Source organism: Janthinobacterium sp. NKUCC06_STL (genome assembly GCF_019345455.1).
Taxonomy (GTDB): Bacteria; Pseudomonadota; Gammaproteobacteria; order Burkholderiales; family Burkholderiaceae_D; genus Janthinobacterium; species Janthinobacterium rivuli.
Genome location: NZ_JAHKQY010000010.1, coordinates 148,977 through 172,536, shown reverse-complemented (window position 1 = coordinate 172,536; position 23,560 = coordinate 148,977). Strand labels below are relative to the sequence as shown.

Annotated in this window: 14 protein-coding genes; 6 read left to right on the top strand and 8 right to left on the bottom strand. The window is 56.6% G+C overall.

Annotation, left to right across the window (positions count from 1 at the left end):
- Nucleotides 1–53: 53 nt before the first annotated feature.
- The gene (locus tag KO539_RS24870) at nucleotides 54–4,004 is read right to left on the bottom strand and encodes an ATP-binding protein (RefSeq protein WP_219312488.1); all 3,951 of its coding nucleotides are present in this window, start codon (nucleotides 4,002–4,004) and stop codon (nucleotides 54–56) included.
- 598 nt (nucleotides 4,005–4,602) lie between these two features.
- Here KO539_RS24870 and KO539_RS24865 point away from each other — a divergent pair.
- Both KO539_RS24865 and KO539_RS24860 read left to right on the top strand, forming a co-directional pair.
- Nucleotides 4,603–8,358, top strand: a complete 3,756-nt coding sequence (locus tag KO539_RS24865; protein ID WP_219312486.1) for a hypothetical protein — start codon at nucleotides 4,603–4,605, stop codon at nucleotides 8,356–8,358.
- Between the two features lie 99 nt (nucleotides 8,359–8,457).
- On the top strand, nucleotides 8,458–9,288 hold the full coding sequence (locus tag KO539_RS24860) for a hypothetical protein (protein ID WP_219312484.1): 831 nt from the start codon (nucleotides 8,458–8,460) through the stop codon (nucleotides 9,286–9,288).
- A 133-nt stretch (nucleotides 9,289–9,421) separates the two neighbouring features.
- Here KO539_RS24860 and KO539_RS24855 read toward each other — a convergent pair whose 3' ends face one another.
- The 5 genes from KO539_RS24855 to KO539_RS24835 form a co-directional block, all read right to left on the bottom strand.
- Nucleotides 9,422–11,323 carry a hypothetical protein gene (locus KO539_RS24855; protein WP_219312482.1) on the bottom strand — a complete coding sequence of 634 codons (1,902 nt, stop codon included), beginning with the start codon at nucleotides 11,321–11,323 and terminating at the stop codon, nucleotides 9,422–9,424.
- A 53-nt stretch (nucleotides 11,324–11,376) separates the two neighbouring features.
- On the bottom strand, nucleotides 11,377–12,123 hold the full coding sequence (locus tag KO539_RS24850) for a hypothetical protein (RefSeq protein WP_219312480.1): 747 nt from the start codon (nucleotides 12,121–12,123) through the stop codon (nucleotides 11,377–11,379).
- Complete coding sequence (locus KO539_RS24845; RefSeq protein WP_219312478.1) at nucleotides 12,120–12,269, bottom strand: hypothetical protein; 150 nt, start codon at nucleotides 12,267–12,269, stop codon at nucleotides 12,120–12,122. Before KO539_RS24845 ends, KO539_RS24850 begins: the two co-directional genes overlap by 4 nt.
- Before the next feature lie 254 nt (nucleotides 12,270–12,523).
- Nucleotides 12,524–13,423, bottom strand: a complete 900-nt coding sequence (locus KO539_RS24840) for a hypothetical protein (protein ID WP_219312476.1) — start codon at nucleotides 13,421–13,423, stop codon at nucleotides 12,524–12,526.
- Nucleotides 13,424–13,556: 133 nt separating this feature from the next.
- Nucleotides 13,557–14,204, bottom strand: coding sequence for an SOS response-associated peptidase family protein (locus KO539_RS24835; RefSeq protein WP_219312474.1), 648 nt, complete (start codon nucleotides 14,202–14,204; stop codon nucleotides 13,557–13,559).
- A gap of 123 nt (nucleotides 14,205–14,327) precedes the next feature.
- On the opposite strand from KO539_RS24835, the gene KO539_RS24830 reads away from it, so the two are divergent.
- From KO539_RS24830 to KO539_RS24820, 3 genes are all read left to right on the top strand, one after another.
- A complete protein-coding gene (locus tag KO539_RS24830; RefSeq protein ID WP_219312472.1) occupies nucleotides 14,328–19,703 on the top strand; it encodes a hypothetical protein in 5,376 nt (1,791 codons plus the stop codon).
- A gap of 175 nt (nucleotides 19,704–19,878) precedes the next feature.
- Nucleotides 19,879–20,631: a hypothetical protein gene (locus KO539_RS30385; protein WP_257626450.1), complete on the top strand. Its 753-nt coding sequence runs from the start codon at nucleotides 19,879–19,881 to the stop codon at nucleotides 20,629–20,631.
- Nucleotides 20,632–20,779: 148 nt separating this feature from the next.
- A complete protein-coding gene (locus KO539_RS24820) occupies nucleotides 20,780–21,064 on the top strand; it encodes a hypothetical protein (RefSeq protein WP_219312470.1) in 285 nt (94 codons plus the stop codon).
- A gap of 102 nt (nucleotides 21,065–21,166) precedes the next feature.
- Here KO539_RS24820 and KO539_RS24815 read toward each other — a convergent pair whose 3' ends face one another.
- Nucleotides 21,167–21,379 (bottom strand): hypothetical protein, encoded by a 213-nt coding sequence (locus KO539_RS24815; RefSeq protein WP_219312468.1) that lies wholly within the window; start codon nucleotides 21,377–21,379, stop codon nucleotides 21,167–21,169.
- A 760-nt stretch (nucleotides 21,380–22,139) separates the two neighbouring features.
- On the opposite strand from KO539_RS24815, the gene KO539_RS24810 reads away from it, so the two are divergent.
- Entirely contained in the window at nucleotides 22,140–22,484 is a 345-nt protein-coding gene (locus KO539_RS24810; RefSeq protein ID WP_219312466.1) for a hypothetical protein, read from the top strand.
- Nucleotides 22,485–22,520: 36 nt separating this feature from the next.
- On the opposite strand, the gene KO539_RS24805 is transcribed toward KO539_RS24810, so the two are convergent.
- The gene (locus tag KO539_RS24805; protein ID WP_374106489.1) at nucleotides 22,521–23,459 is read right to left on the bottom strand and encodes a hypothetical protein; all 939 of its coding nucleotides are present in this window, start codon (nucleotides 23,457–23,459) and stop codon (nucleotides 22,521–22,523) included.
- Between the last annotated feature and the right edge of the window lie 101 nt (nucleotides 23,460–23,560).

Here is a 23,560-nt window from a genome sequence, read left to right as displayed (position 1 = left end):
CTGGAGCAAGTCTCTCGACGAGCCATGCACAGGCTACAACACCGGTGTTACTTTTACTGCACCAGGACTGATGGCCGCTCGGCGATGCGGCCACCGAGTAGCCAGTGGACAGCCGCCACGGTGCGGGCATTGCCAAGCTGATCCAACGCGTCATGAGGAAGCGGGTGCTTTGACGTGTCAAGGACTTGGATGGCCGGATGATCGGGCGGCAATTTGCTGAGCACCACGTTTGCGAGGTCGGGTGACTGGCGTTCAGTCCCGATGGCCAGGGGGATCAAGAGCACCCTCCGACCATCGCTGACTGCCAGTGCCTGGGCCGTATCAAGAATCTGCGCCCTATCTGCGATGCTGCCCATTGCCTCAACCGTCTGGGCTGCCAGGTAGTAGTTCGCCTTATCCAGCCAGTCCGAGTCTGCCCTTTTCAGGGAGTCAGCAGACATGTTGCGCTTAGTTCGACTGATCGCTGTGGCCGCCTGAACACTGGCCCAAGTCGGTTTAAATGTGAAGACGAGGTTGATCACTTCTTGCAATGCATTTTCGTCACCGCGCTCGACCAGGAGATTCAGTAGCACTTCAGTGACGGCCAAGTCATCTGTCTCCAGAGCCGCTTTGATGATGGCACGGGTCAGATCAGACGGTACTGTCTTCAGCGTCGCCAGCGCCCGAGCTGCGACTTGAGCGAGAGGAAAATCCTGATCTTCGCTGTCTGGAACTGAGTGATGAGACCACGTGTCCTCGCACAACGTCACCAAGGCAGCGGAATGGCGCTCGGGATGCTTCACCAATAAATCCAGTAACGAACGGCGGACGAACATGCTGGGATCGTTCGTCAAGGCAACAATGTCGTCCATGATCCCCGGGTCAAAAGCCGCCGCGAGGAGATCCAGCGCTCGCTGGCGGGCCCTTGCACGTGGGTGGGTCAAGGCTGACCGCACAAGCCGCCAGCAACCGGCCTCAGCGGCGGCGCGAACAGCTAAGTCTGCCTCGTCGGCCTGCAAGGATGCACTCAAAGCGTCCTCGAGCATAGCTTCCGTGGCTCGCCCATTTGTTGCAGTGAGCCAGATCAGCAGGATACGAAGAGGCCCCTGCATTTTTCCGAGCAGAGGAATCATCGCATCCAGTGATGCGTCGGTGAGTTGCACTTTCTGGATATCGTCGAGGGGTGCAATCGCTGCCGCAAGCTCATCGAAGGGCGCTGGTAGGCGGAGTTCGAACGCATCGTACGCCACATGTTGCCGGTCCGTATCGCCAAAGCGCCTGATCTGGATCTTGGCATCGTGCGCAAGTTCCAGTAATCGTACCGTCTGACCTTCATCAAAGAGCCCCTTAGCCACTTCGATCAACAAGTCCGGCGCGTGTTCCAAGGCACAGCGTACTGTATCTTCGCGCAGATCCGCTGCTTGGCCACCAGTACGCAATCTTTCGCGGAGGTCGATCACGAAGGAAGGGCGCCAGCTTCTCGTCAAATGTCGCCAGATTTTCTGTTCGAGGTACTCCCCTGCACTCAGTTCCAGCAGATGTCGCAACTCATCATCGCCCGCATCTGTGTCCGCGGTCGCTTCCATGGCATCAAACCACGCATGGGCAAGTGCCCGCGCATCCTTATGCGCAGCAAGCGCCTGCCACCCCGAGTCGCTTCGCGTCACCTTCGCGAAGGCAGAGACCAGTTCGCGTGCGGCGTAATAATAGTCGGTGTGGCCGTCGTAAGGCTCCCAGTCAGCGTTGAAGTGACCGTCAATGTACGGCCAGTGGTCGGGATCTGAGTACGTCTCCTCCGCCTCCTTGCGGAGCTCTGCAAGCGCGAGCTGCAGCAGCGGTTCGCGGTTGGCGATGGCGCGCATTGCACCGAGCCCGACAGCGATCGCGTTGGGGTCTTCTCCGCGATGAACAATCATCTTCGCCGCGTCTACCCACGCCGCATCTAGTCCTGATGCAATGGCATTGAGATATTCGGCTATCTGAAAGGGATAGCTGCGGGTGTCTAAGGTGAGGCCGAGTCGAATGAAGCGCACGCAAACATCTTGCGTGCGCGGATGGTTGCGGACCGTCTCATACCAGTCGTCGCTGCGATTACTGAGCTCCCAGCTGCGCGAGAAGAAATTCTTACCCGTGGCCGCAGGGCGTAACCACCGGGCGACTTCAGCGGGGATGCAGTGGCTGGAGCCAGCTCCGCACGCCAGGCGCAGCAGGCCAACGTAATCGTCATGGTCCTTGCTGAGCGCGTCTTCCAGCCAAGTGTCGATGGCCAATTGGACTTCGTGAGGTACGTCGTACACAAACTCGTTGGAATCCCTGATGAGGGCATGCAGTCGCACCGCTGTCTCGACCGCACTCTCAGTATTGCTCATACGGACGAGAGCCGTCATCAGGTGTTCCAGGGTGACTTCTGTATCTATTGGGTTGGCTCGCATTACTCGGATGAGCCCTTGCTCAACGCGGGGATGGGTATACGTAACGTCGCTGTTGGGCTGGCGAAGATTGCCGCCAGCCACTAAGCCGTTCACGAGTTTCTCCAGCTCAGGGCCGAATGTGGGATCCAGTTTGCTGATGGCTCGGCGGATGTCGACCAAATTTTGGCGGCGCACGCCACCTCGGGCAGCCATCAGACCCCACAGCACCACTGCGGCCTTTTCGTAATGGCGAGACCTCACCATTCTCTCGACCTCGTTCTCGATGGCATGAGTTTGAGTTTCGTGCAGGACACGTGACACAAACTCGTCTTCATTTTCGTCGGCGGGGATAGCACCGGTTTGAAGCAGTGCCACGAAGCGGTCGATCTCGAAGGGGGTCCGCAACGTTTGCAGAACGCGTTCTTTGGAGCGGATGGCTGCCATCTGCAAGATCGTGGAGCCGAGGCGACGGACGAGTTCTTCGAACATTTTTCCCAGCTCTTTGTCGCCGTAGTGCTTGGCCTCCAGCCGCACTTCCCACTGCTTGAGGAAGTCGCTCTGGTTCCCGACAGTGGCGGCGAGGATATCAGTGCGGCTGGTGACCACTATCTTCTGCTGGGCACTAGCCTTCAGTAGCCGCCCCTGCAGCTCAGCTGTCCATGCCGTCGTGTTGCTGCCGATCTCGTACTTACCCCACGGATCCTCCACATAGAAGAAGGTAGGGCCAGCATCTGGTCGGGCCTTCAGTTCGCCGGGACCTCCAGGCTCTATATAGTTGATTCCTGGCACGACGTTACGGTAGTGCTGGTATAAAGCCTTGGCCACAGTCGTTTTGCCCGTGCCCGACGGCCCTGTGATGACGATGGCGTTTCGCCTGTCCATCTGGGCAATGATGTCGTCCCAGTTCGTGGGCGGGACAAACTTACTGTCGCGCTCCGACGGAATGGAGCCGCCATGCCTTTTGATAATGGCTTCCACATCGACCCTGGGCCAGGCGTAGCCTGTTCGCATCCCAGCCATTGCGACCCTGCGGAGTTCTTCACGACACGCTTTGTGACGCTCACTCGGGATCCCAAGGGGACTAAATAAGTAGGCGTCGATCTTCTCGACAACGCGCGCCTCGTTGTATTGAGCCAGCACTGCGAACCGACCTGCCGCGGCTTCGACGTGCGTGGCCGGGAACACGTCAGCCGGTAGGTCGGCGTCCCCAGGGCGCTCCAGCAGGGCATCGACCTGTAGCGCACCGAGCTTGCCCGACACGTCGGCGCTGGTGAACAAGACGTATCGAACCTTCGTGTCCACCAACAACTTCAGCGCGGACGGGCGTTGCTTACCGTGCTCCACCAAGTTGCGCAGCGAGGCGGGCGTCCATTGGCCGGATCGACGCAACTTTGCCTGGACGACGAGGCGTTCGCCGTCCACGACAGCCCATGACGAAACCCGGGGCGCTTCAAGTTCCGCCTCCAGGTCTTCCTGTGTCGCAGGCTCGAGCTGGAGCACCTTGGCAACACGGTTGACCACCATCAGATCCAACGCTGCATATACTGATACGTCACATTGGTAGTGCCAGCCGTCCAACGACGGATTTCCGTCACTATGGTCTGTAAGTTTCACGGGTGATTTGCTCAATTATTGACTCTCGGAAGGCTCTGTTGGGTCGGCGATGGCCTGAATGCGGGCCTTACTGGCGACAGGGGACCACAGCATATCAAAAATTCTATGACTTGCGCTCGATCGGGCCGTTATGTATGGCTGTGATCGCTGGATTCGCCTGTTTTTGGGGAGTGGGGTAGCCTACAACCTGCTGTCTTTGCCTGCATGGTCTTTTATCCCAACGATAACAGCACGATTGGAAGTTGACACCGTGAACACAATCATCCGGTTCTCGTAACCGCGTCGACAAGTGTATGCACAGCTTTTTCCATGATCTGGTTACACTTTGTAGCGTCGTTTTTATCATCAGTCGCAAAGGAAAAGGGTTGTCTTCTTATTGCTATGAGCATAACTAGTGTAAGAGAGGTTGCAAAAGAAAGACTGACGTTTCTTGTAATTTATCGATAGTCATGAAAACAACTCTGTTGCTGAGAACCTCGACGGTGTACGATTGCGCAGCCAAATATGTGGGGACGCATCGAGGTGGGCCAGAGTTCTTAACACACTTCGATCAATTGGCATCGAAGGTGCTATATACCATAAGGGAAGAGAGAATGGCATGCAATGGATAGACACAAAGGCCCTGGATAACTGGGCTAGTCTCCTGAACGCTCGCGAGAAAATGCCCGCCATGGTGTCAGACCTGATCCGCGCGACGATCAACGATGCGTCGCGATTTCGCTTCCCAAATGGCGAGGCCAGTCAGGTGCGCGGCTGGGATGGCGACCTAGAGACGCAAGTGGCGAAGGGCTTCGTTCCAGAGGGTAAATCCAAATGGGAATTTGGTACCGGTCAAGGTGCTAAGAAGGCCAGCGCAGATTATGAAAAGCGGACCGGACAGACTCCTCCTGCCGAGATGGCGGAGAATACGCTCGTCTTGGTCAACCTGGAATGTTGGGACACCCCCGCTAAGAAGATCCCCGAATGGGAGGATGAGCGCCGTAACGAAGGAAAGTGGAAGGATGTCCGATACCTTGACGGTTCGTCGTTGGTCCACTGGCTCGACGATCATCCGGCCATTGCTGCTCGTTACGCTCGTGATGTCCTTAAGTTAGCTCCGAAACACGATGCCTTGAGCACCGACGAGTATTGGGAGGAATTCAGTACACAGTATAAGCCGCAGCTCAGTGAGAAACTTGTCATCGCTGATAGACAGCAGGAGGCCGACGCGCTGATTGCCAAACTTCTCGGGCAACCCGAATCCTTCATGCTTGGCGCCGAGACGTCCGAGGAGGTTATAGCTTTCGCGGTTGCGGCGATCCGCCGTGCGGAGCCTAGCGTGCGTGAATCGCTGGAGTCCAGGACGTTGATCGTTCGCACCGATGCCGCCGCCCGCTTCTTAGCGATGAAATCCAATATGGTCTTCATCGCTACGGGCACTGCCGAATCACTAGCAGGAATGCTCTCCAAGAATTGCCCCACCTTGTCCGCTGCAACGGGCGCACAGGCCAGACGCGGCCCCGTGCTAAAACGGCCGACGGCTTCAGGCATGGTGCCCGGCTTCATCGATATGGGGCTTGATCATGGGCAGGGCTACGAGCTGGCGCATCGCTGTGGACGCAGCCTGACTATCCTGAAACGCCTCATCAAAAATGCGCCCGTTGCCGATCCCGTATGGGTGGGGCATGCGACAGCACTTAAACCAGCGCTTCTCGCCGGTGGTTGGTCTAGCGACGTCCCCGCCGACTGCGATGTGCTCAAAGAGCTTGGCGGCTATGCCACCTATGGCATGCTTGAGGGGATCCTAATGCCCACGCTCGGCATGCCAGATCGCCCTGTCGACAGAGAGGCTGAGGTGTGGCAGGTACGCGCTCCGGTGGACGCCTTCTATTTCTACGGCCGGCAGCTTACCGATGACGACCTGTCGCGGCTACGTGATGCCATTATCAAGGTCTTCGGCACACAGCCCGAACAGCCGTCTCGAGAGCAAAAATTCAATCAGGCTAGACTTGCGTCGTCAGACTACAGTCAATGGTTACGCGATGGTCTTGCGTTGACACTGCTGATCATCGCGTCAATGCATGAGGTGGCAGACCTGTACGTCAAGGGTAAGTCGCCGCAGAGGTACGTCGACGATGTGATTAATGCGTTGCCCGAATGGGGGAGACTGCACCATTCGATAGTACGCCTTGGCGACCAGACCGCGTTGATCGCGGAGGCCGCCCCAAACCCTTTTTTGCAGGCCCTCGAGTCTATGCTCGCGGGCGCCCCGGAGCAGTTGGCACAGATCTTTGAGTCAGAGGAAAAGCACTTTTTCGGCCCGTCTAGTCCACATGTACGTTTTCTTTGGGCGTTGGAGACTATAGCCTGGGACCCCCGATATCTAAACCGTGCCGCAGTGGTCTTGGCCAAGCTTGGACAACTGGATCCGGAACCGGAATCGAATCACGTCAACCGACCCATCAACAGCCTGCGCGACATTTTATTGGGGTGGGCGCCCAACACATATGCATTGCAGCCTCAGCGCATCGCATGCCTTGATGCAGTCTTGGCGGAATGTCCCGAGGTCGGGTGGCAACTGCTAAAAAAGCTTCTACCCTCAAGTATGGACTCGACCACTCCTACCCAGCATCCAAAGCTACGCGACCTGGCGCCGGAAAAGCTCGAAGAGATTACTTACGGATTGGTGTGGGACTTTGAAACCGCGGTCGTCGAGCGAGCGCTTGCCGCAGCTGGCGACGACGAGGACCGTCTAGGAACCTTTGTCAACAAGATCGGCAAATTACAGCCGTTAAATCGGGCGAAGGTGCTCGCCCACATCGACAGCTATCTCGTTGCACACAGTGTTGCCGAAGGCAATGCGATTTGGCATGCCCTCAAAGATGAGGCGACGCGCAATGAATACTTCGGTGGTTCTGACTGGGCGTTGAGAGGCGAGGAGCTTGCCGCTATGAAAGATCTGGTCGAACGTCATCGTCCTACCGATCCTCTTGTGTCTGACCGCCATGCTTTTGATGACTGGACGCCGCATGTTGGCAAATACATCCCGGGTGCAGAAGCGCTCGACGACTCACAAAACTTGCGCAAGGACGTCCTCCAGCGCGTGCTTGGGCGAGACGGCGTGCCTGGCATTCTGAAGCTCGCGAAGATGGTTAAATTGCCGGAACTTCTCGGCCAAACCTTGGGTCAGATTCCGTGTTCACTCGAGCAAATGTTCGAGTTGATGGAGGGCGCTCTGGACCCTAACGCACCACCGAGCCTTTCATATTACGTCTCGACACATGGTTTCAACAGATTCGGCGACCAATGGATGAACCGCTTCCAGGATCGTGTTCTGTCGCAAGTCCCGGATAACACGGCAAAGGCCAAACTCCTACTAGGTTGGCCAAGCACTCGGGAGACTTGGGCCTATGTCGAAGTCCTCGGCGGCGAGGTGCGGGAACAATATTGGCATCACCTGAGCATGTTGCCCATCGAAGGATCCGTGGACGATCTTCTGTTTGCGATCGACCAATACCGAAGCGTTGGTCGGGACATTGAAGTACTGGGCTGGATGCAGAGGAGAAGTAAAGACGTACCGTCGGGCCTGCTGATGGACATGCTTGCCTCGGGTGTTGGCCAGGCGGCCGAGGGATTCGAGCGCATGGGGAACATGCTTCCCTATTACATCGGGCTGGCATTGAAGGAACTGCGAACGCGCACTGATGTCGAAAAGAGGCAGATCGCCAATGCGGAATACGCCTACTTGCCACTGTTGCGTCAAGAGCGAGAACCATTGGTCATCTACGATTTGTTGGCATCAGACCCTGAGATGTTCGTCGATGTGCTGTCCCATGTTTTCAGGGGCAAAAGCGCGCCCGCCGATCAAATTCTCACTGAGGAGGCGAAGGCGCGGGCAAATACATCGTACGACTTGCTTTCGGAATTCAAGATTGTGCCCGGTTTGCTTGACGGGAAGATCGACGCGAATATGCTATCCGATTGGGTGAAGACTGTAAGAGTTCTGGCTGCAGCCAAGGATCTCGTTGATATTGGGGATAACCGGATTGGTTTCGTTCTGGCTTATGCTCCTCAAGACGTCGACGAACACTTCTGGCCTCCTTCAGCAGTATGCAAAGTGATCGAAGCGGAGGCGTCTGTGCAAATCGAACGTGGATTTATGATCGAGTGCTTCAATAAGCGTGGCGCATATATTAAGGGCATCAACGAGGGCGGAGAGCAGGAGTACAAGCTTGCGACGCGCTACAAAGCATGGGCGGACGCGACGCTGAAGTACCCCCGAACATCGGCGATGCTGATAGCAATCTCCGAGGATTGGACTCGAAGTGCGGAGCGGGCGGACGTCGAGGCGGAAAAGAGCAAGTTGAAGAGGTAAAGCTGATACAAGCAACAAGCAGCCGCTTGCGATGAGGCTTTGCGGCGGCCGGCCAGCGTCAACTTTGCTGCTGAAACTGACTGTCTATTTGGAGTAACCTTGATCACTTCATCGTTTCGGCCCCAGGGCCATGGACAAAACCGCAGGAAACCAGATGTCCGCGTGCTTGAGATCAAGCGCGTGGCGGGCTCCAAAGATGCTGAGCGCGTCGACTGGATACTTGTCGAAAGGAAGGAGGAGCTGAAGCGGGATCCACTCACCAACGAAATCCATCGCGGCAAGATCAGCGTTTTCTATTGGGACCTCGGTGCCGAAACTGCTTCCGATATCCCGGATGGCGAATTCACGGGTTTTTACGACAAGGGCTTTGACGGCATTTCGATCACCTCCTCGTGCCTGAGCACAGGTGGATATGTCATCGTAGATCCGCCACGACTGCGGGGAGGGCGGCTGGGGACCTATTTGATGAATGAAATTGTAGGATGGGCGAAACAATGGCCGGACACCCCAGTGCGCGAAGTGACCTTACTGGCCAGCGATGCTGGCGATCCGCAGAACCGGCTCCGGCGAAATCGATTCTATGAAGGGTTTGGATTGGAATTTGACTTTACGGACAAGGACAAGTCCGCTGGCGTATCGCGTTCCATCCTTGCAGGCAACCTCAAGGAAGTAACGACTTGGGTTCAAACAATCACCGAGCACGATCTGCCTCGCTATCTGCGCGCGGCGTTCTCGGACGCAGAGGAAACGGCAGTCACTGCACGTGTACAAGTTCGAAATTTCGAGGAGCTTTGCGGTGAACTGCGTTTTGCCGAGCGCCATCCCGTGAGGTGGATTGCCCGTGCGTGGTTGAAGAATCACCCGGCTAGAATCGCTATCGCGGTTGTCGGCATCTTGGCAGCGGCTTGGAGTTGGTTCAAGTTGGCCTGATGTCCTCCATTGAGCCCAGAATGGGGACTGGCGAGAAGCTCGGCGGCGACCAGCGCCGACAGACGGGGTACTATTGCTTCGCTGGACGGGAACCTATAACGGTGACTGACAAAGGTCTGGTCCAGTCAACACATTACTTGGTATCCTCGCTTCCGACTTTGAGCCTGGGAATACGCAGTGTAGCAGTACGCATGACGAAAACCTCGCCGTACAAGACCGTCAGCATCGGCAGTTCGATATCGCTCATGATCATAACCCCACCGCCCACAAAAGCTAGGAGCGGGAGCTTGCCTGTGTTACCAACTTCGAGCCGCAAGGCGCCTCCGACCTCCGCAAGAACGGGGAGTTCGACATCGTGATTCATCATGAGACACCCCCCGACGCGTGTGAGCAGCGGCAGCTGGACGTGGCTTGATATCTTCATATCTTTGCCCACTTCCCTGAGCATTGGAAGCCAGCTACTTGCGGAAACATGGAGGCTATCACCTACGCTCATCAGGATCGGCAATTTGACGCGGCCGGATATATAGACTCCACCAACAACGCGTATTAGTCTTGGTAATTCGACATTGCTGTGGATATGCAGATCATCTCCTACGCTTGTCAACATCGATAATCTTGCATCTCCTCGAATTTCGAGCATGCCACCGACACTTCGAAGCATCGGTAGTTCACCGCTGTGGATATTGAGGTCACCGCCCACCTCAGAAAGTGCTGGCAGCTCACATCCAATCACCATATCTAGACGTCCACCTACTATTACGAGTTTTGGAAGACAAGGAATGATGTCGTTGAAAGCGCTCCAGCTCTTGTTCCACACGAGAACGCAATCGCTTCCGACGCTTAATAATTCAGGCAGATCAACGCGACTGTCCTGCTGGATGGTAAGGTTGCCGCCTATGCTTCGCAGTACTGGCATCCTGACGTCTTGCAGTATTGTAAGATTCCCAGAAACCCGAACAAGCAGTGGAAGTTCAATTGCTGTACTGATGACAAGATCGCCGATGACTTCAGTAAGCGATCCGAACTTTTCGGAATTCACAGCGTCAATTTCCAAATGTCCCATGTGTCGCTTCGACCTTTCGAAAGGGTAAGGAGACCCAGCCGCGCAGGTAAGCATCGGCACCGATAAGGTAGCTGACTTGCCAACGTTGAGGTACCCACCAACACGTTCGAGAGCAGGCATCTCGACGGGGTAGGATACAGAAATGTTTCCTCCAACGTTGGCAAGCAGCGGCAATGAGGCACGGTAATCAATTTTGATGTTTCCCCCCACACTCATAAGCGATGGTAGCTCCGCATCGTTACCCTGGGTTCTAAAATTCCCTTTCACAGTGGTTAGCATCGGTAAAGCAGCATTGCCATTGATTTGGACGTTACCCGTGACGTTTGTAAGAACAGGAACCTGTACCCGGGCCTTGTATCGAATAGCCAGGTCGCCACCCACGCGGTCCAACGCGGGCAGGCAGGCATCGGTAGTTAAGTGTACGTCACTACCTACCACCGTGAGCACGGGGGCATGCACCTCCGCCTGGTCGACGATGGTGAGGGAACCCGTGATGCTGGCCAGAGAAGGCAAGATGGCCTTGGCGCCGGATTCTTTGGCAAATGAGGCTCGGATTTTTTTGCGTCTATCAATGTGTAGATAGCCGCCCACGAGCGTTAGGGCAGGCATCTTGACATCGGCGAAAATTTTGAGGTTGCCATTCACGCTCGAAAGCGCTGACAACAGGTACTGTTCACCAGCCTTGGGGTTTTCGCCTTCGTCTCCCTCATAGCGCAGCATCGTTGGTTCCTCAACATCGTATAACGAAAGGTCCCCAGTCACACTGACGAGGCGAGGCAACTCGACTTTGCTACTCAATTCAAGGTTTCCACCCACTCTAGCGAGCACCGACAATCTGCCTACGATGGGATCAACCTGCCTCTGGGTCCCGTGCTCAATACGAATTGTAAGGTTGCCAGTAACCTCCTCGAGTTGCACGAATTGTTCGTAGTTCATGGCGGATATTTCAAGATGCCCGGTGTGTTTCATAATTTCCTATTCTGGTTTTTTCGTCTTAAAGAGGTGGCAGTACGGAGACTCGTTCATGAACCGTTCAGTCCGCACACCGCGTAGCGTTTGTGGTGCGGATCGCTGGGACGTCTCGCATGTTCGTCATCGCGCACAAGCCGCAGCAACTCCATCGAGATCAGGAGGTTCTTCGCGGTGTTGATATCGTTGCGGCGCAATCCGGTGTAGCTCTGAATTTTCTCGTAGCCGATCGACGCGAAGTTTGTATGGCGATCGCGGAAGTGCAGGATCAGCATGTACAGTTTAAGCGCGTGCAGGGAGGAGGGCCGGCGCAATTGGTCGACGAAATGCCCCAGACGCCGCAATTGCGCTTGACCGTCCTGCAGGTGCGATTGAGGCAGTGCGCACCAGTGTCCGTTCAGATCGATACCGTTTAGTGTGAAGAGGTTGCGACGACCGTCGCGTACCTTGGTGATGGCCTTAACCATCACCAATAGCTCCAACCCATCCGAGATGAGCTTGCGGGACAGCGGCACCATTGCATGGATATCGGGATATGTCGCCGCTATCGTCTCGTCCTTGCGCAAACCATCCTTGCGTTGGGCTTTGTTAGAGATGACCGCGAGCGCGAACAGGATCAGCAGGGCGGCCGTGGCGCCGCCTTTGTGCTGACTCCATTGGAGCATGGCCACCTCCCCCTCGACATAGACCTGGTTTCCCAGTTCATCGGTGTACGGGACTGTGCCTTCGCCGGCTGCGGGGAAGTGTTTCGGTTGCCGCACCCAAGACGAGGGCAACTTGGCGAACGCGCCCCGGCTCATCGTGTACCTCCGCGCTTGATGGCCAGCATTGCCACGTACAACGCCAACCCCACGACACCCAGAACCACTAAGAGCGTAATAAACATTTGAGTAGTTGGATCGTTAATTGCAGCGAGCGTTTCAAACAACGTAACTAAGATCTTCATGATGCTTCTTCCTAACTAGGTTATCGGAATCTGCATAATGAAGGAGTTTGTTAGCTGTTTCTAGAAAGCGTACCAGCCGCATACTCAAAAAATTTCCGACTTAACCATTTAAAATCATAGGGTTAAGTGAATTATAAATAGTTCAAAAGAGATATTGATTAGTTCATAAAAGGCCTATTTTAGCCCGATTCCGGTGTGTTCCACTGGCAAAACATAGTTCATTCTGGCCCGATTAGTTCACGAGAATCGGACCATCAGCGCCTTCTGTCGAGTTCGACCAGGTCACCTCGGCTGAACGCGCTGAGAATGGCTGGGCGGTTGATTTCGCGCGTGTTGTTCGTCAGCACTTCATCAATCGCGCAGTTCAGATACTCGAACATCGCTTTCTTGACGTCGCTGCGCGCATTTAGCGCCTTGTTGAAGGACTCCACCGCACCTGCTTTGTAGTGCTGCATGCCCAGTACCGCCAGCTCCCCCGGGGGCACCTCATGCAGCGCAAGATCGACGTCCTCAATTATTCCTTCGACGATTCGATGGCTTGGTATGATGGTGTAAAGCCTATTACGCTTCTCCCTCTCGCAGTAAGTGCCTATCACGTATTCCGTTAACAGGCTATCCCAACCACGCTTGTCGATCTTGTGCTGCTTTGCGGTGGCGAGCGCGCCGTGGATGGCGTGCAGCACCACGCGGGTCACGACTTCCGCCGTCAATAGCCCTTCCATGTCCTTGTCCAGGAACATGTCTTCAGGCCATCGGCTGCCGCCGGCGCGTAGCTTGTTGCGCTCGCAGTCCATCAGGATCTGGTAGGTCCCACGGACGGCTGGTCCGGAGCCCTCATACCCATAGCGCATCAGACTCAAGTGGTTGTTAATCCCGTTGAGCACGTGCTGGGCGGTAAGAGTGCTGCCCGCGAAAGCGATGAAGCAGTTGCTCTCCAGACGTGGTGTGAAGTAGCCCTGGAAATCGTAGCCGTTGAAGCTTGGCTGGTAGACCGTGATCGGTACCCGGTAGATCTTTTTGAAGCCGCTTAGCAGTGTCTGGTGACCGTCGGTAATAGTGCTATCTGCGGTTACGAACAGGCCGCGCACGCTGCCGGCGAAGCCTGGCCTAGAGGTGTCAGGTGTGATGTCGTGCCCGGCGATTACAAGAGTCATGGATTGTTTTGAAAATTACAGGTGAGTAATTGTTGTATGGACACGGGCTGCACAACGATTGAGGCAGCCTGGCTCGAGTTATTGTATAAATTCCTATTTGCCACTTTGGTGATGATCCCTAGTGGAAAAAAGATTACGCTTTCATTAGTTTTGGTGCCGGTTCCGCAGCCACAAGTTCGAAAGGGTAAAGATTCAGGTAAGCCCGCGCCAGCTCAGGATCGCGACAGTCGAGCCAATCGTCGTAGTCGGCTTCTGGCACGATGACGAGGGAGCGCTTTTTCTGGTTCGGGCGGTGAAAATGATCCATCACGCGATGGCCGTCGGCATTGATGGTCAACTGAGTGAAGGAATGCGTGAGCGTGCCACTATTCTTGTCCTCCTTAGCGCGCCACAGGCCAGCCACGGCAAATGGGGCTTGGTCGCGCATGCCGATCGCCCAACGTACATGGACGCCCGTTTCCCAATTTGGTTCGAAAAAGCGAACCATCGGTACCAGACAAAGCTGTCCTTCGCGCCACGCCTTTGAGTATGAGCGTTTCGAGCCAATATCCTCCGACCTGGCATTCATGGTCGAGTATTTTTTGATGTGAGCGGGAATATCTTTCTGCGGAACCATGTCGTATGTACCGACGAGCGTCTCGCGTCCCCCATCAGCGTGGCGCCGGATGATTGGAGCAGGGTAGTCCTGCCAAGTTTCCGCTGGCCATTCAGCGTCGGCCGGGGCCACTGTGTTGAAGAAGTCAAGTCCTTGGCGGGTAACCGGAATGTAATTGACGCACATGCAGTGCTTTCGAAGATCATGACACTTCAGATTTTACAACTAATTTTGGGCATTATCACCTCAGCAATAATGCTATCCTTCGTCAGTTAGCCGAGCCCGGCCCAAAGCCACCTTTGATAAAACTTGATGCTGCACTCGCCGAACGATATGGCAAAAAAAATAAATACAAGTATTCGGAAACACATGGCTTCGTCTAAGAACAGCTCGAAGCTGAAATCGTCACGCGGCAAAGGCGTGAAATCCGCACCTGCGACCGCGACGCTGCGTTCAACGAGCGGCGCCGGGTTCGATTTAGAGGACCTTATAAGCGCCTGGCAACTGGTGAAGGCATTGTCAGGTGAGCGAGCACCAGGTATCGACGCCGTGGTCACGCAGATCCAAGCCCAAGTGTCCACATTGGGATGGCACATCGACGATCTGCTGCTGACGAGCCAATCTGCTGCAGCGCCGCGTCGACTTGCGATCTCGGTAAAGGGTAACTTGCAAGTGACCGCAGCAAGTGTCCCCGCTGACTTTGTGAAACGCGCTTGGGACCAATGGCGTGATCTGCAGGGACCGTTTAATCGCGCGACCGACGAGCTGGCTCTAGTCACGGTCGGAACTCATCCCGAGTTCGACCCGACGTGGCGCGAGGTGAAGAACGCGTGCAGCGGCACTGATCCTTTGCTTGCGATGAGCCGCATCCGCAGCAACAAGAAGCAATTGGGCGTCTTCGACAGCGTCAAGAAGCCTGGGGAGGCATCCGACGAGGAGACCATCGAACTTATTCGCCGCCTGCACGTGCTACCGACCAATTTTCAGCTTGCGTATTCCGAGAACGAGAACCAGGCCATTGCGCAATGCCAGCGTTTGCTTACATCTGGCAGTGACGACGAAGCCAGGTCCCTTTGGGAGGGACTCATCAACGTGGCAAAAGAGGGGCGCCTTCGCAGTGGGACCATCACAGTCTCAGGCTTGTTGGCTTTGTTTCGAAACCAGTTTGGCCTGCGACATCACCCTGACTTTGAGTACGATTGGGAGGCGCTTTCCAACATCACCGTGGATTACAAGGCTCGGATTGAGACAGAGCTGCCTTCAGGCTATGCCGTGCCCCGCACGGAAGAAAAAGCTGCGCTTCAGGCAGCCCTCGCCGATAACCTTGTAACGGTGGTCTTTGGCGAGTCGGGCTCGGGAAAGTCGGCTTTGGTCAAAGCGGTCTTGGACGGTGAGTATGCATCTTGGAACCAGGTATGGTTCGGTCCGGACGAACTGAGGACGGCGCTCAGTGCGGCTCGACGCAGCACCATTCCTCTGAAACATGAACTTTCGCTTGTGCTGCACGCTACGGTCAAGCCGCAGAACATACTGGTCATCGATTCTGCGGAACGTATAGAGGCCAATGAGTTTGTCGTCATTCGCAGGCTGCTTCAAGCCATCCTGCCGAATGACGTTGAAGGATCCAGCTGGGCTTGGAAGGTCGTGATCGTTACGCAGACCCAGAGCTGGGGCGAATACGAAGAGACCATCCTCAGCGGGAGGAAAGCGCATCTCGTTGAAGTTGAAGCCCTTAAGAGTGATGCTGTGAAGCTGGTGCTGCGGTCTTGGCCTACCTTGGGGTGGTTGACTGGGCATGACGACACCATCGCAGCACTGGCCAACCTAAAGACATTGGCCTGGGTGCTCCAAGCAGGTGCGGCGCTAGGAAAAAAAGGCAATGGATTGGCATCTCATACCGCCATCGCCGACCGTCTCTGGAAACATTGGACGAAAGAGCGTCCCGACATGCAGGTCTTGATGATGAACCTCGCCAAGCGAGAGGCGTCATTTGAACGTAGCTTCGCGCTGACAGACCTGGCGCCGGCGGAAGCGGCGACGTTCACGCAACGGCCCCAGGAACTTCCGCTGCGGCTGAACGAACGGACTAGCCGAATAGAGTTTGAGCACGACCTCGCAGCGGATTGGGCGCGCTTCCAGTACTTGAAGCAGATTCGGATTGACACGCCACAGTGGGCAGCCCTGGTCGGTAATCCGCTTTGGACGAACGCGCTCCGGATGCTGGGTCAGTTTCTGCTGCGAGAGCCAGCTGAAACTGGCACAGCCTGGGATCTCGCCTTCGAGGCAACGGAAGCTGCGAACAACCAGTTGGCGGGTAATATCCTCCTTGACGCGCTTTGTTTGGATCCTGACGCTGAACGCTTCCTGACCGAGCGCGTTGATCTCTTACTCGGCAATGGAGCGAAGAACTTTACGCGGCTGCTTATGCGTTTCCACCACGTCGCAACGGTGCCGAGCGGTGGCGCTATAGATCATAGCGCGCTCGGTCTGTATATGGAGGCGCAGTACCGCTCAATTGTTTATGGCCGGTGGCCATCTGTTCTATGCTTCCTCATCGCGCAGCGGAAGCGACTAGCTGAGCTGGTTTCCTCTGCCCTCGCGAAGGTTATCCATACCTGGCTGACGAAGACGCCACAGACGCTGAGCAGCGGTGCCCGGATGCCTTACCGCCGGGAGATGGCGCAATTGGCGCTCGACATGGCTCGGAATGTACAGGTTGAGAAAGGCCACGGCGTGATTTATGCTCCGTTTGAGCCGTTGCTGTACACGGCAGCACTGGCCGGCGCAGCCGACCTGCCGACCGAAGTCGGGAATTGGGCGCTCGAACTTGCGGGGCGCCGAGAGATGGACCCTGATGTTAAACGGCGCATTACCGAGGTTCAGCTACAGAAGGCGACAGTACACGCCGAGCGTCTGAAGACCGATGCCAAGTACAAGTTGCGGCACGAGGAACGGAAGCAGATGCTGCATTCCGTTGGGTCGTTCCGCACTCGACTGCCGCCCTGGCCGCTAGGGGCAAGGCATAAGATCGATATGGATTTCCGGACTGCCTGCATCAAGGAGTATGGCATCCAGTCTCTGATGCTGGCACAGCCTGAGTTGGCTGCCGAAGTCATGCTCGCGCTCATCATTGAAGACCAGCCGGAACGAGAGTCCGGTGCCAATCGGTTCGAAATAGACCTCGGCCTAGAATATCTCCAGGACGCATACCCGACGGCCTTCTGGAAGAGCCGTTTCTTTCCCTTCTTCCAGCTGGCACCGAACGCGGCGCTTACTGCGCTTATTGCGTTGGTTAACTTCTGTACGGAGCGCTGGACTGCCGAGGTCATGAACGGGCGAGCCGGTGAGGCTCCCGGTGTGACACTGCAATTTGCGGACGGGTCGGAGAAGTCCTTTCCAGGCTGGTGGCAAGTATTCGGCTGGCCGCAGTCCAATGCCACAGGGCGCAAAGGAAGCTTGTTTTGCGCTCTCGATGCGTTGGAACGATGGCTTACGCTGCAGCTCGATGCCGGTGAAGACATCGGCCCTGATATCGAGAGGATATTTCGTGAGGGGAACTCTGCTGCGCTTGTCAGCGTGCTCGTCAACGTCGCCAAATATCGGCCGTCGTTGCTAGTGGGATCCCTCTCGGCCTTGATTACATCCCCGAATTTGTTCTATTGGGACAGCAAGCGAGTTGAAAAGGTTGGCTACAACATTATTGGATGGGACCGGCCCCAAGGTAGTCAGGCAATTTACGACCTCGCGCGTGATTGGACCTTGGCCCCCCATCGCAAGAAAAAACTCCTTGATGTCGTTGTTGAGCTCTTACAGGCCGATGCAGTCATTGCGCGGCGCCTTCAAACGCTGCTCCCAAGCTGGACGCTGCCTGAAGACCCAAAAGAGGCGCTGGAGTTCAAGCTGTTCTTTGCCACGCTTGATCAGGCGAACTATCATAACGTCACCGACCCGACGACTGGCGCGCAAGTCAAGCGCTTCGTCTGTCCTAGCGACCTGCGCATAGAGGTGCAGTCATGGCAGGCAGAAAAGGAGCCCACCCTCGCATACATTCTTGTGCCGGACCGATGTGCGCAGCGGCTTCACGGAGGGCAACCGCTCACTGACGAAGAGGCTGCTTACCTCTTCATTCTGCTTCAGGAGTGTGATGCCGGCGTACGGAATGAAGATGAGGAAGTGATATCGAATTGCCGTGTCGCTACAGCTAGCACGCTGGTCGCCTTGGGGGGAGCTTGGCTCATCCAGAATCCTGAAGCGCAGCGGCACGCGTTTGAAGTCGTGCGCGCGAGTCTGGCGGCGGTCGCATCGACCGGAGAGGAAATTCGTGGACAGCGAGCTGGAAGCCTCCGCGACGAGTTGAAGTTCGTCTCGTACGCGGTCATGCACTTATGGCTCGCCGCTGGAGATGGTGTTCAGGAGTGGGAGGCCGCCGTCTTGCGGCTTATGACAAGTGGCGACAAGCGGGCCATCACCGTTGTGATTGGAGTGGCTTATACCAATCGGAAGCAGCTTGGCACCGCGTGGTGGCGGCTGCTCCGCGCCGGGTTATTCTGGACGGGCCTGGTCTTGCTCGTTCCGCACCACGGTGATGGCGACGGCCCGGAGCGTGTCTGGGCTGCGTGGCTTGCGCGGCTGCGGCGCTTTCCGCTGCGTGGACCGCAGGCGACGCCGGATGACATCGACTTCAAGCGTGTGGCTGCGGGTCGTGAACGCTTGGACTTCCGGCGCCGGATGCGGCTCTATGATGCCGACGAACAGATTTGGGGCGGAAAGCCGGAGCGTGAACGGGGTGGTTTGCTAGATGGTCACTTGCTCGATGTCCTGTTTAACTGGCTCGTCGAAGGCAGTGGCACTGGCGATCACGACCTCGACACTCGCTTGGTGCTACGCATATGGGATTACGATGTAACCCGGGCCAAGGCCCGCCAAAAGACGGACGGGGAGTACGAGTTGCCAAGCCAGGACATCGGCTATGACATTCTATTGAAGCTCGCAGCCCTTTCCATCACAGCGCCCGCAGGGGATGGGCGCGCGATTTGGGAGCCTGTTCTCACCCACGGTCCGGCCGCACATTATGCGCTGCAGCACTTCATTCGCGGCATCTTCTTGCGTCTCGGAGAAGTTGAGGACCCGGCGGCATTCGAGCGCGTCTGGCGGGCGACCGTAGAATATGGACTCGTAGCCGATTGGTCTCAACCTGGCCTCTGGTTCTACGGTGAGCGCTTGATTTGCAACCTGCTTGGCTTCGGGAACGAGGATGCCCTGGCTCGACACAAACCGGGCGGGGCTCTGCGCATGAGCGATCTTTACGAACGCTGGGCTGCGACGCACCTGTCCCGCGACGAAGAATGCATCACACGTTTCTGCCACTTTCTGACGACGGAATTCGGTTCCCCACTTCGGCTTGACGGGCTTCTCTGGCTCGCCGTCATGCTGAAGGAGTGCGACCCTCCCAATCGCTGGTACCGTGAAGGTACGGGGCAGGCATTGGTGGAGCTGGTGGCGACGGCAGTGAGCACCGATGCGCATGCACTGTCGCAAAAGGTCAATGCGCGACAGGCGCTTGTCGACATCGCTGCTGCGCTTGCAGCTTTGAATATCCCAACAGCCTTGGCTCTGCAAGAGCGCATTAAGCAGCTGCGATCGCGGTCGAGGACAGGTTCCTTTAGGTCTGAAGAGCCTATCTAGTAACGCCAAGGCGCGAGTGCAATGCTGCGAAATGGCCTATCCAGCTTTGTTCCTGCTCGCATGCAGGGCTTTCTCTCCGCGTAGAGCAGTCACCAGTCGCGCGAGAGGATGAAGATGCTGATCTATACTGCAAAAAAGTTTGTGGGCACCTACGCCAACTCGAGCGCAAGATTGTTTGGGTACGACCAGCCCTGATCAATGCCGAGTCGACGCGCGGCATTGTGCACAAGGACTACGGAGTCGCCCCGCCTCAATCCGAATAAGCAAAAAAAATTTTCTGCTCGAACTGCTCAACTATCAATTTGGTGACCATCCTGCGGCACAGGTTGTGGCTGGACAGATCTGGCGCATAATCGCGATGGACCAAGGTCGCGCAGTCCTTAAGGGCCTTGTTGCCGCACCAGCATTACATTTGTGCGGGGGCGTCGGGTATCATGTCCTCAAGAAACATGATGGAGATACCGTGCCAAGAAAATACGCCCTTCCCACCTTCCTTGTCGGCATCGTCGAACCAATGGCCTATCAGCGCTGGCTGGTACACAAGGCGCAGGCCCATGTGAAGCGCGACCGGAAGCGCGGCAATGCCACTGCGATCGGCGAAGCTTACCGGATCGCTATTCATGCGGCGGTGGGGGCAAGCGGTGGATGCGACGCCTATAGCGGCGAGCCGCTCGACTGGACATTATTAGGCACCTATGATAACGCCGACTCTGCTGAGGGTGGCCGGACCTACAAACACGACTTTGCCCTGCTGCCAACGGTCGACCACGTCGGCGACGGTCTCGGCCCCGCTGACTTCAGAATCTGTGGCTGGCGCGTCAACGATGCCAAACACGATTTGGATGTACCAGCCTTCCTCGCCGTATGCCGTGCTGTTCTCGAACATCACGGCTTCACAGTCGCCAATCCGCGTGAAGGCTCAGCGTAATGAGCAGTCAGATTTTCATGACGGCGCACTCAAGCTGCGCATTATTCCCTTTGATGAGGAGCTGGCCAATGCAGCAAGTTAGCAACGCAGTTTTATACGTGGCTCGGGTAACTGCGGCAACTAGCTGGATGGCTCCGTGGCATCGGCCATGGTCAACTTGACCCAGCCAGTTGACATGACACTGCCATACTTGAGCCAGTTTGGCGGCATCGCCAAGGCCAGCGCCGATACTGTCGCAGTTGTGCGTGATGCCGGCAGGAGCAGCACAGGCGACGCCAATCTCTACGCAGCGATGCAGCGTGCCACCGAAGAGGGTATCGTCCCCTTTCCTGCAGGCCCAAGCCGCCGAAAGGGTGGCATTGCACTCGGGCCACATGCATATACTTCCTTAATCAAAATTAATAAGGGCGGGGCGATTATATCGAACACCTGAAGAATAGTGGGATAGCGTTTACTACGCCTCGTTTTCTCGCCCCTCCCTATTTTATTTTCACTTCACCATGTTCATGGAAATCGGGGAAGTGACAACTACCCTTTATCCTCCGATAAAGATTTTCCCCAGGATAGGCCAGATGTCCCATGTGTAGATGGGATGGACATGAAGAGCGGCGGCAATAAGCAGCTGCCCACCAAATTCAGATGCAACGAATTGCTCGGTCCCAGCCTTGAAAAGCTTGTACCAATTCAGCAGGGCGGGCGCATTTTCCAGGGCAATTGCGAGCGGGGATGGTTTCGTTTTGTGAGACATAGGGTACTCTCCTTAAGGTTGAAAAATGGGTCATACGCTTACTACAGCGAATGCGTTTTAAATTTCTTCACCGTCCGCACTCGGATTGATTGCTTGGCCGGCGTCGCACACGACTACCAGTGCGATTACGCAAGCGGCGTGCCCCTCAAACGTACTGTCACGACGAGATGTACGTGCAAGCTCAACACATCATGCCGACCAAACGACTCGTATTCCTCTGGTGGGTTTTCCAGCGGAAATGCAAGAACTCATGGCAATGACGCGTTGATGCAATCCACTGCCACCTATGTCAAGCGTGGAACTGGCGGCAAGAACAGTTGTCTGTCTCGTCTAGCACCGGGATTTATTCCCAGCGGCTAAATCTGCGCACAGAGGTCAAAAGATTGGTCAATGGGAGGGAAGTAAAGCGAAGTGGAAGCAAGCCAATGAAAGCGATGTACCCGGCAGGTACGATCACTGGCTGTTCATCCAATAGTGGGGCTTAAAGACACTGCGGTAAGACGATGGGAATGCCTTGCGGCTGGTATTGCTGTAATGGCAGACTCTAATGGCGCCCTTCTCTGTCTATAGTGTGGGTTAGGCGTTGAGTTCTCTATACTATGAGACTTCTACCGGAGCGGGCTGCTACCTGTCCTATTACGGTACTAAAAGGTGCCGAGCGCCCTTTTCCGCAATCTAGTCGTGATTACTCAACTAATCACGACGCCCCCCTTACTAAAGATCATAGGTGTAGCGACCTTCAATCGAAAGCAGCCGCTGAATGCAGGTCGGCCCATTTTTGAATGCAGGTCGCTACAGCTACCTGAACATCTCGAGCAGCATCGGCGGCGGCGCCTTGAAAATGCATCCCGCCGCGGCGTCGGGCAGCCGCATGCACGAGGAGGCGACGGGCAGCCACCGCACCTACGCCTTGCCCCCACGCATCGATGTGCTGTACCAGTGCTGCCTGGCGTTGAACTGGAACGCCGATGCCGAGCCGCGTGTGGCGATGGCCCAAGTCGCCGCCAACGGCAAAAAACCGTGTTGTCGAACGGCCGGCAGGGCGCCAACGTCCTGGACGTGGGCGCCCTGCCGGCCGGCGGCACATTCGAGGTCAGCCTGGTGAGCGTGCTGGCGGCGCGCCAGGAGCGCGGCGCTGGCCCTACTGCAGGCGCGGCGAATTATCCTGCAAGACGCTGGCCGCCTGCAGGTTTTGGTTTGCCAAGCCGAACTGCGGACTGATCAACAAAGCTTGCGCCGGCGCCAGCGACACGGCGGAAAGGTTGCCATTCCTTGCGTATTGGTAAGTCAGATCGCCGCCGATGGCCGCCGTGTCGCTGCTGCCAAGGTAGAACTCCAGCAGGGACGACGACAGCCCCCAGCTTGTCAACGCCGGGTTGGCGATGCGGGACCTGTCGAACGCCGCAGCCAGGCCATCGAAGTCGAACTGCGCGACCTTCCGGTTGTTCAAGCGATTGGCCGACGCCCCGTCGTAGTCGGCGCCTCCTTTGACGACGATTTGCAGGTTCGCGACGCTGTGGTGGTCGGCGTCGGCGTACCAATCCTTGAAGGTCAGCTGTTCCTTGGCGCCGGTTTCCAGCACCAGATCGTTGCCGCTCTTCGTGAACAGCAAGTCGGTGTAGACGATCCCATTGGCCATCGACACGGTGTTGCCCTTGCCCGCGCTCGCAAGAATCGTGTCCCGCCCCCCGCCGCGGTTGAACGCGATGATGTCGGCACCCCTACCCGTGTGGATGATGTCGTTGCCGGCGCCGCCCTTGAGCGTGTCATCGTCGGCGCCGCCCGACAGCAGGTTCGCGCCGCTGTTTCCCGTCAGCCGGTTGTCGAGCGCATTGCCCACGCCGCTGGCCGCGCCCGCCGCGAGATCCAAGTTCTCGACATGCTCGTCCAAGGTGTAGTTGACCGTGGAATACACGGCGTCCATGCCTTCGTCGGTTTTTTCCAGCACGACATCGGCCGCATGGTCGACGAAATAGATGTCGTCGCCGGCCCCGCCGGCCATGGTGTCGGCGCCTTGCGCGCCATCGAGCGCGTTGCCGGTGGCGTTGACCGCGTCCGTGCCGATCAACGTCAGATTCACGATGTCGTTGCCGAGCCTGTAGGAGACCGCGGCCAGCACGGTGTCGTTGCGCGGAGTGCGCTGGCCTGCTTAGCCATGGGTATCACCACCTTCGACGGCGC

What these genes read in the sequence shown, in the direction of transcription:
- KO539_RS24865 (WP_219312486.1), top strand. Translation starts at nt 4,603, where the DNA reads ATGCAATGGATAGACACAAAGGCCCTGGATAACTGGGCTAGTCTCCTG.
- KO539_RS24855 (WP_219312482.1), bottom strand. Translation starts at nt 11,323, where the DNA reads ATGAAACACACCGGGCATCTTGAAATATCCGCCATGAACTACGAACAA.
- KO539_RS24850 (WP_219312480.1), bottom strand. Translation starts at nt 12,123, where the DNA reads ATGAGCCGGGGCGCGTTCGCCAAGTTGCCCTCGTCTTGGGTGCGGCAA.
- KO539_RS24845 (WP_219312478.1), bottom strand. Translation starts at nt 12,269, where the DNA reads ATGAAGATCTTAGTTACGTTGTTTGAAACGCTCGCTGCAATTAACGAT.
- KO539_RS24840 (WP_219312476.1), bottom strand. Translation starts at nt 13,423, where the DNA reads ATGACTCTTGTAATCGCCGGGCACGACATCACACCTGACACCTCTAGG.
- KO539_RS24835 (WP_219312474.1), bottom strand. Translation starts at nt 14,204, where the DNA reads ATGTGCGTCAATTACATTCCGGTTACCCGCCAAGGACTTGACTTCTTC.
- KO539_RS24820 (WP_219312470.1), top strand. Translation starts at nt 20,780, where the DNA reads ATGGTCAACTTGACCCAGCCAGTTGACATGACACTGCCATACTTGAGC.
- KO539_RS24815 (WP_219312468.1), bottom strand. Translation starts at nt 21,379, where the DNA reads ATGTCTCACAAAACGAAACCATCCCCGCTCGCAATTGCCCTGGAAAAT.
- KO539_RS24810 (WP_219312466.1), top strand. Translation starts at nt 22,140, where the DNA reads ATGCAGGTCGGCCCATTTTTGAATGCAGGTCGCTACAGCTACCTGAAC.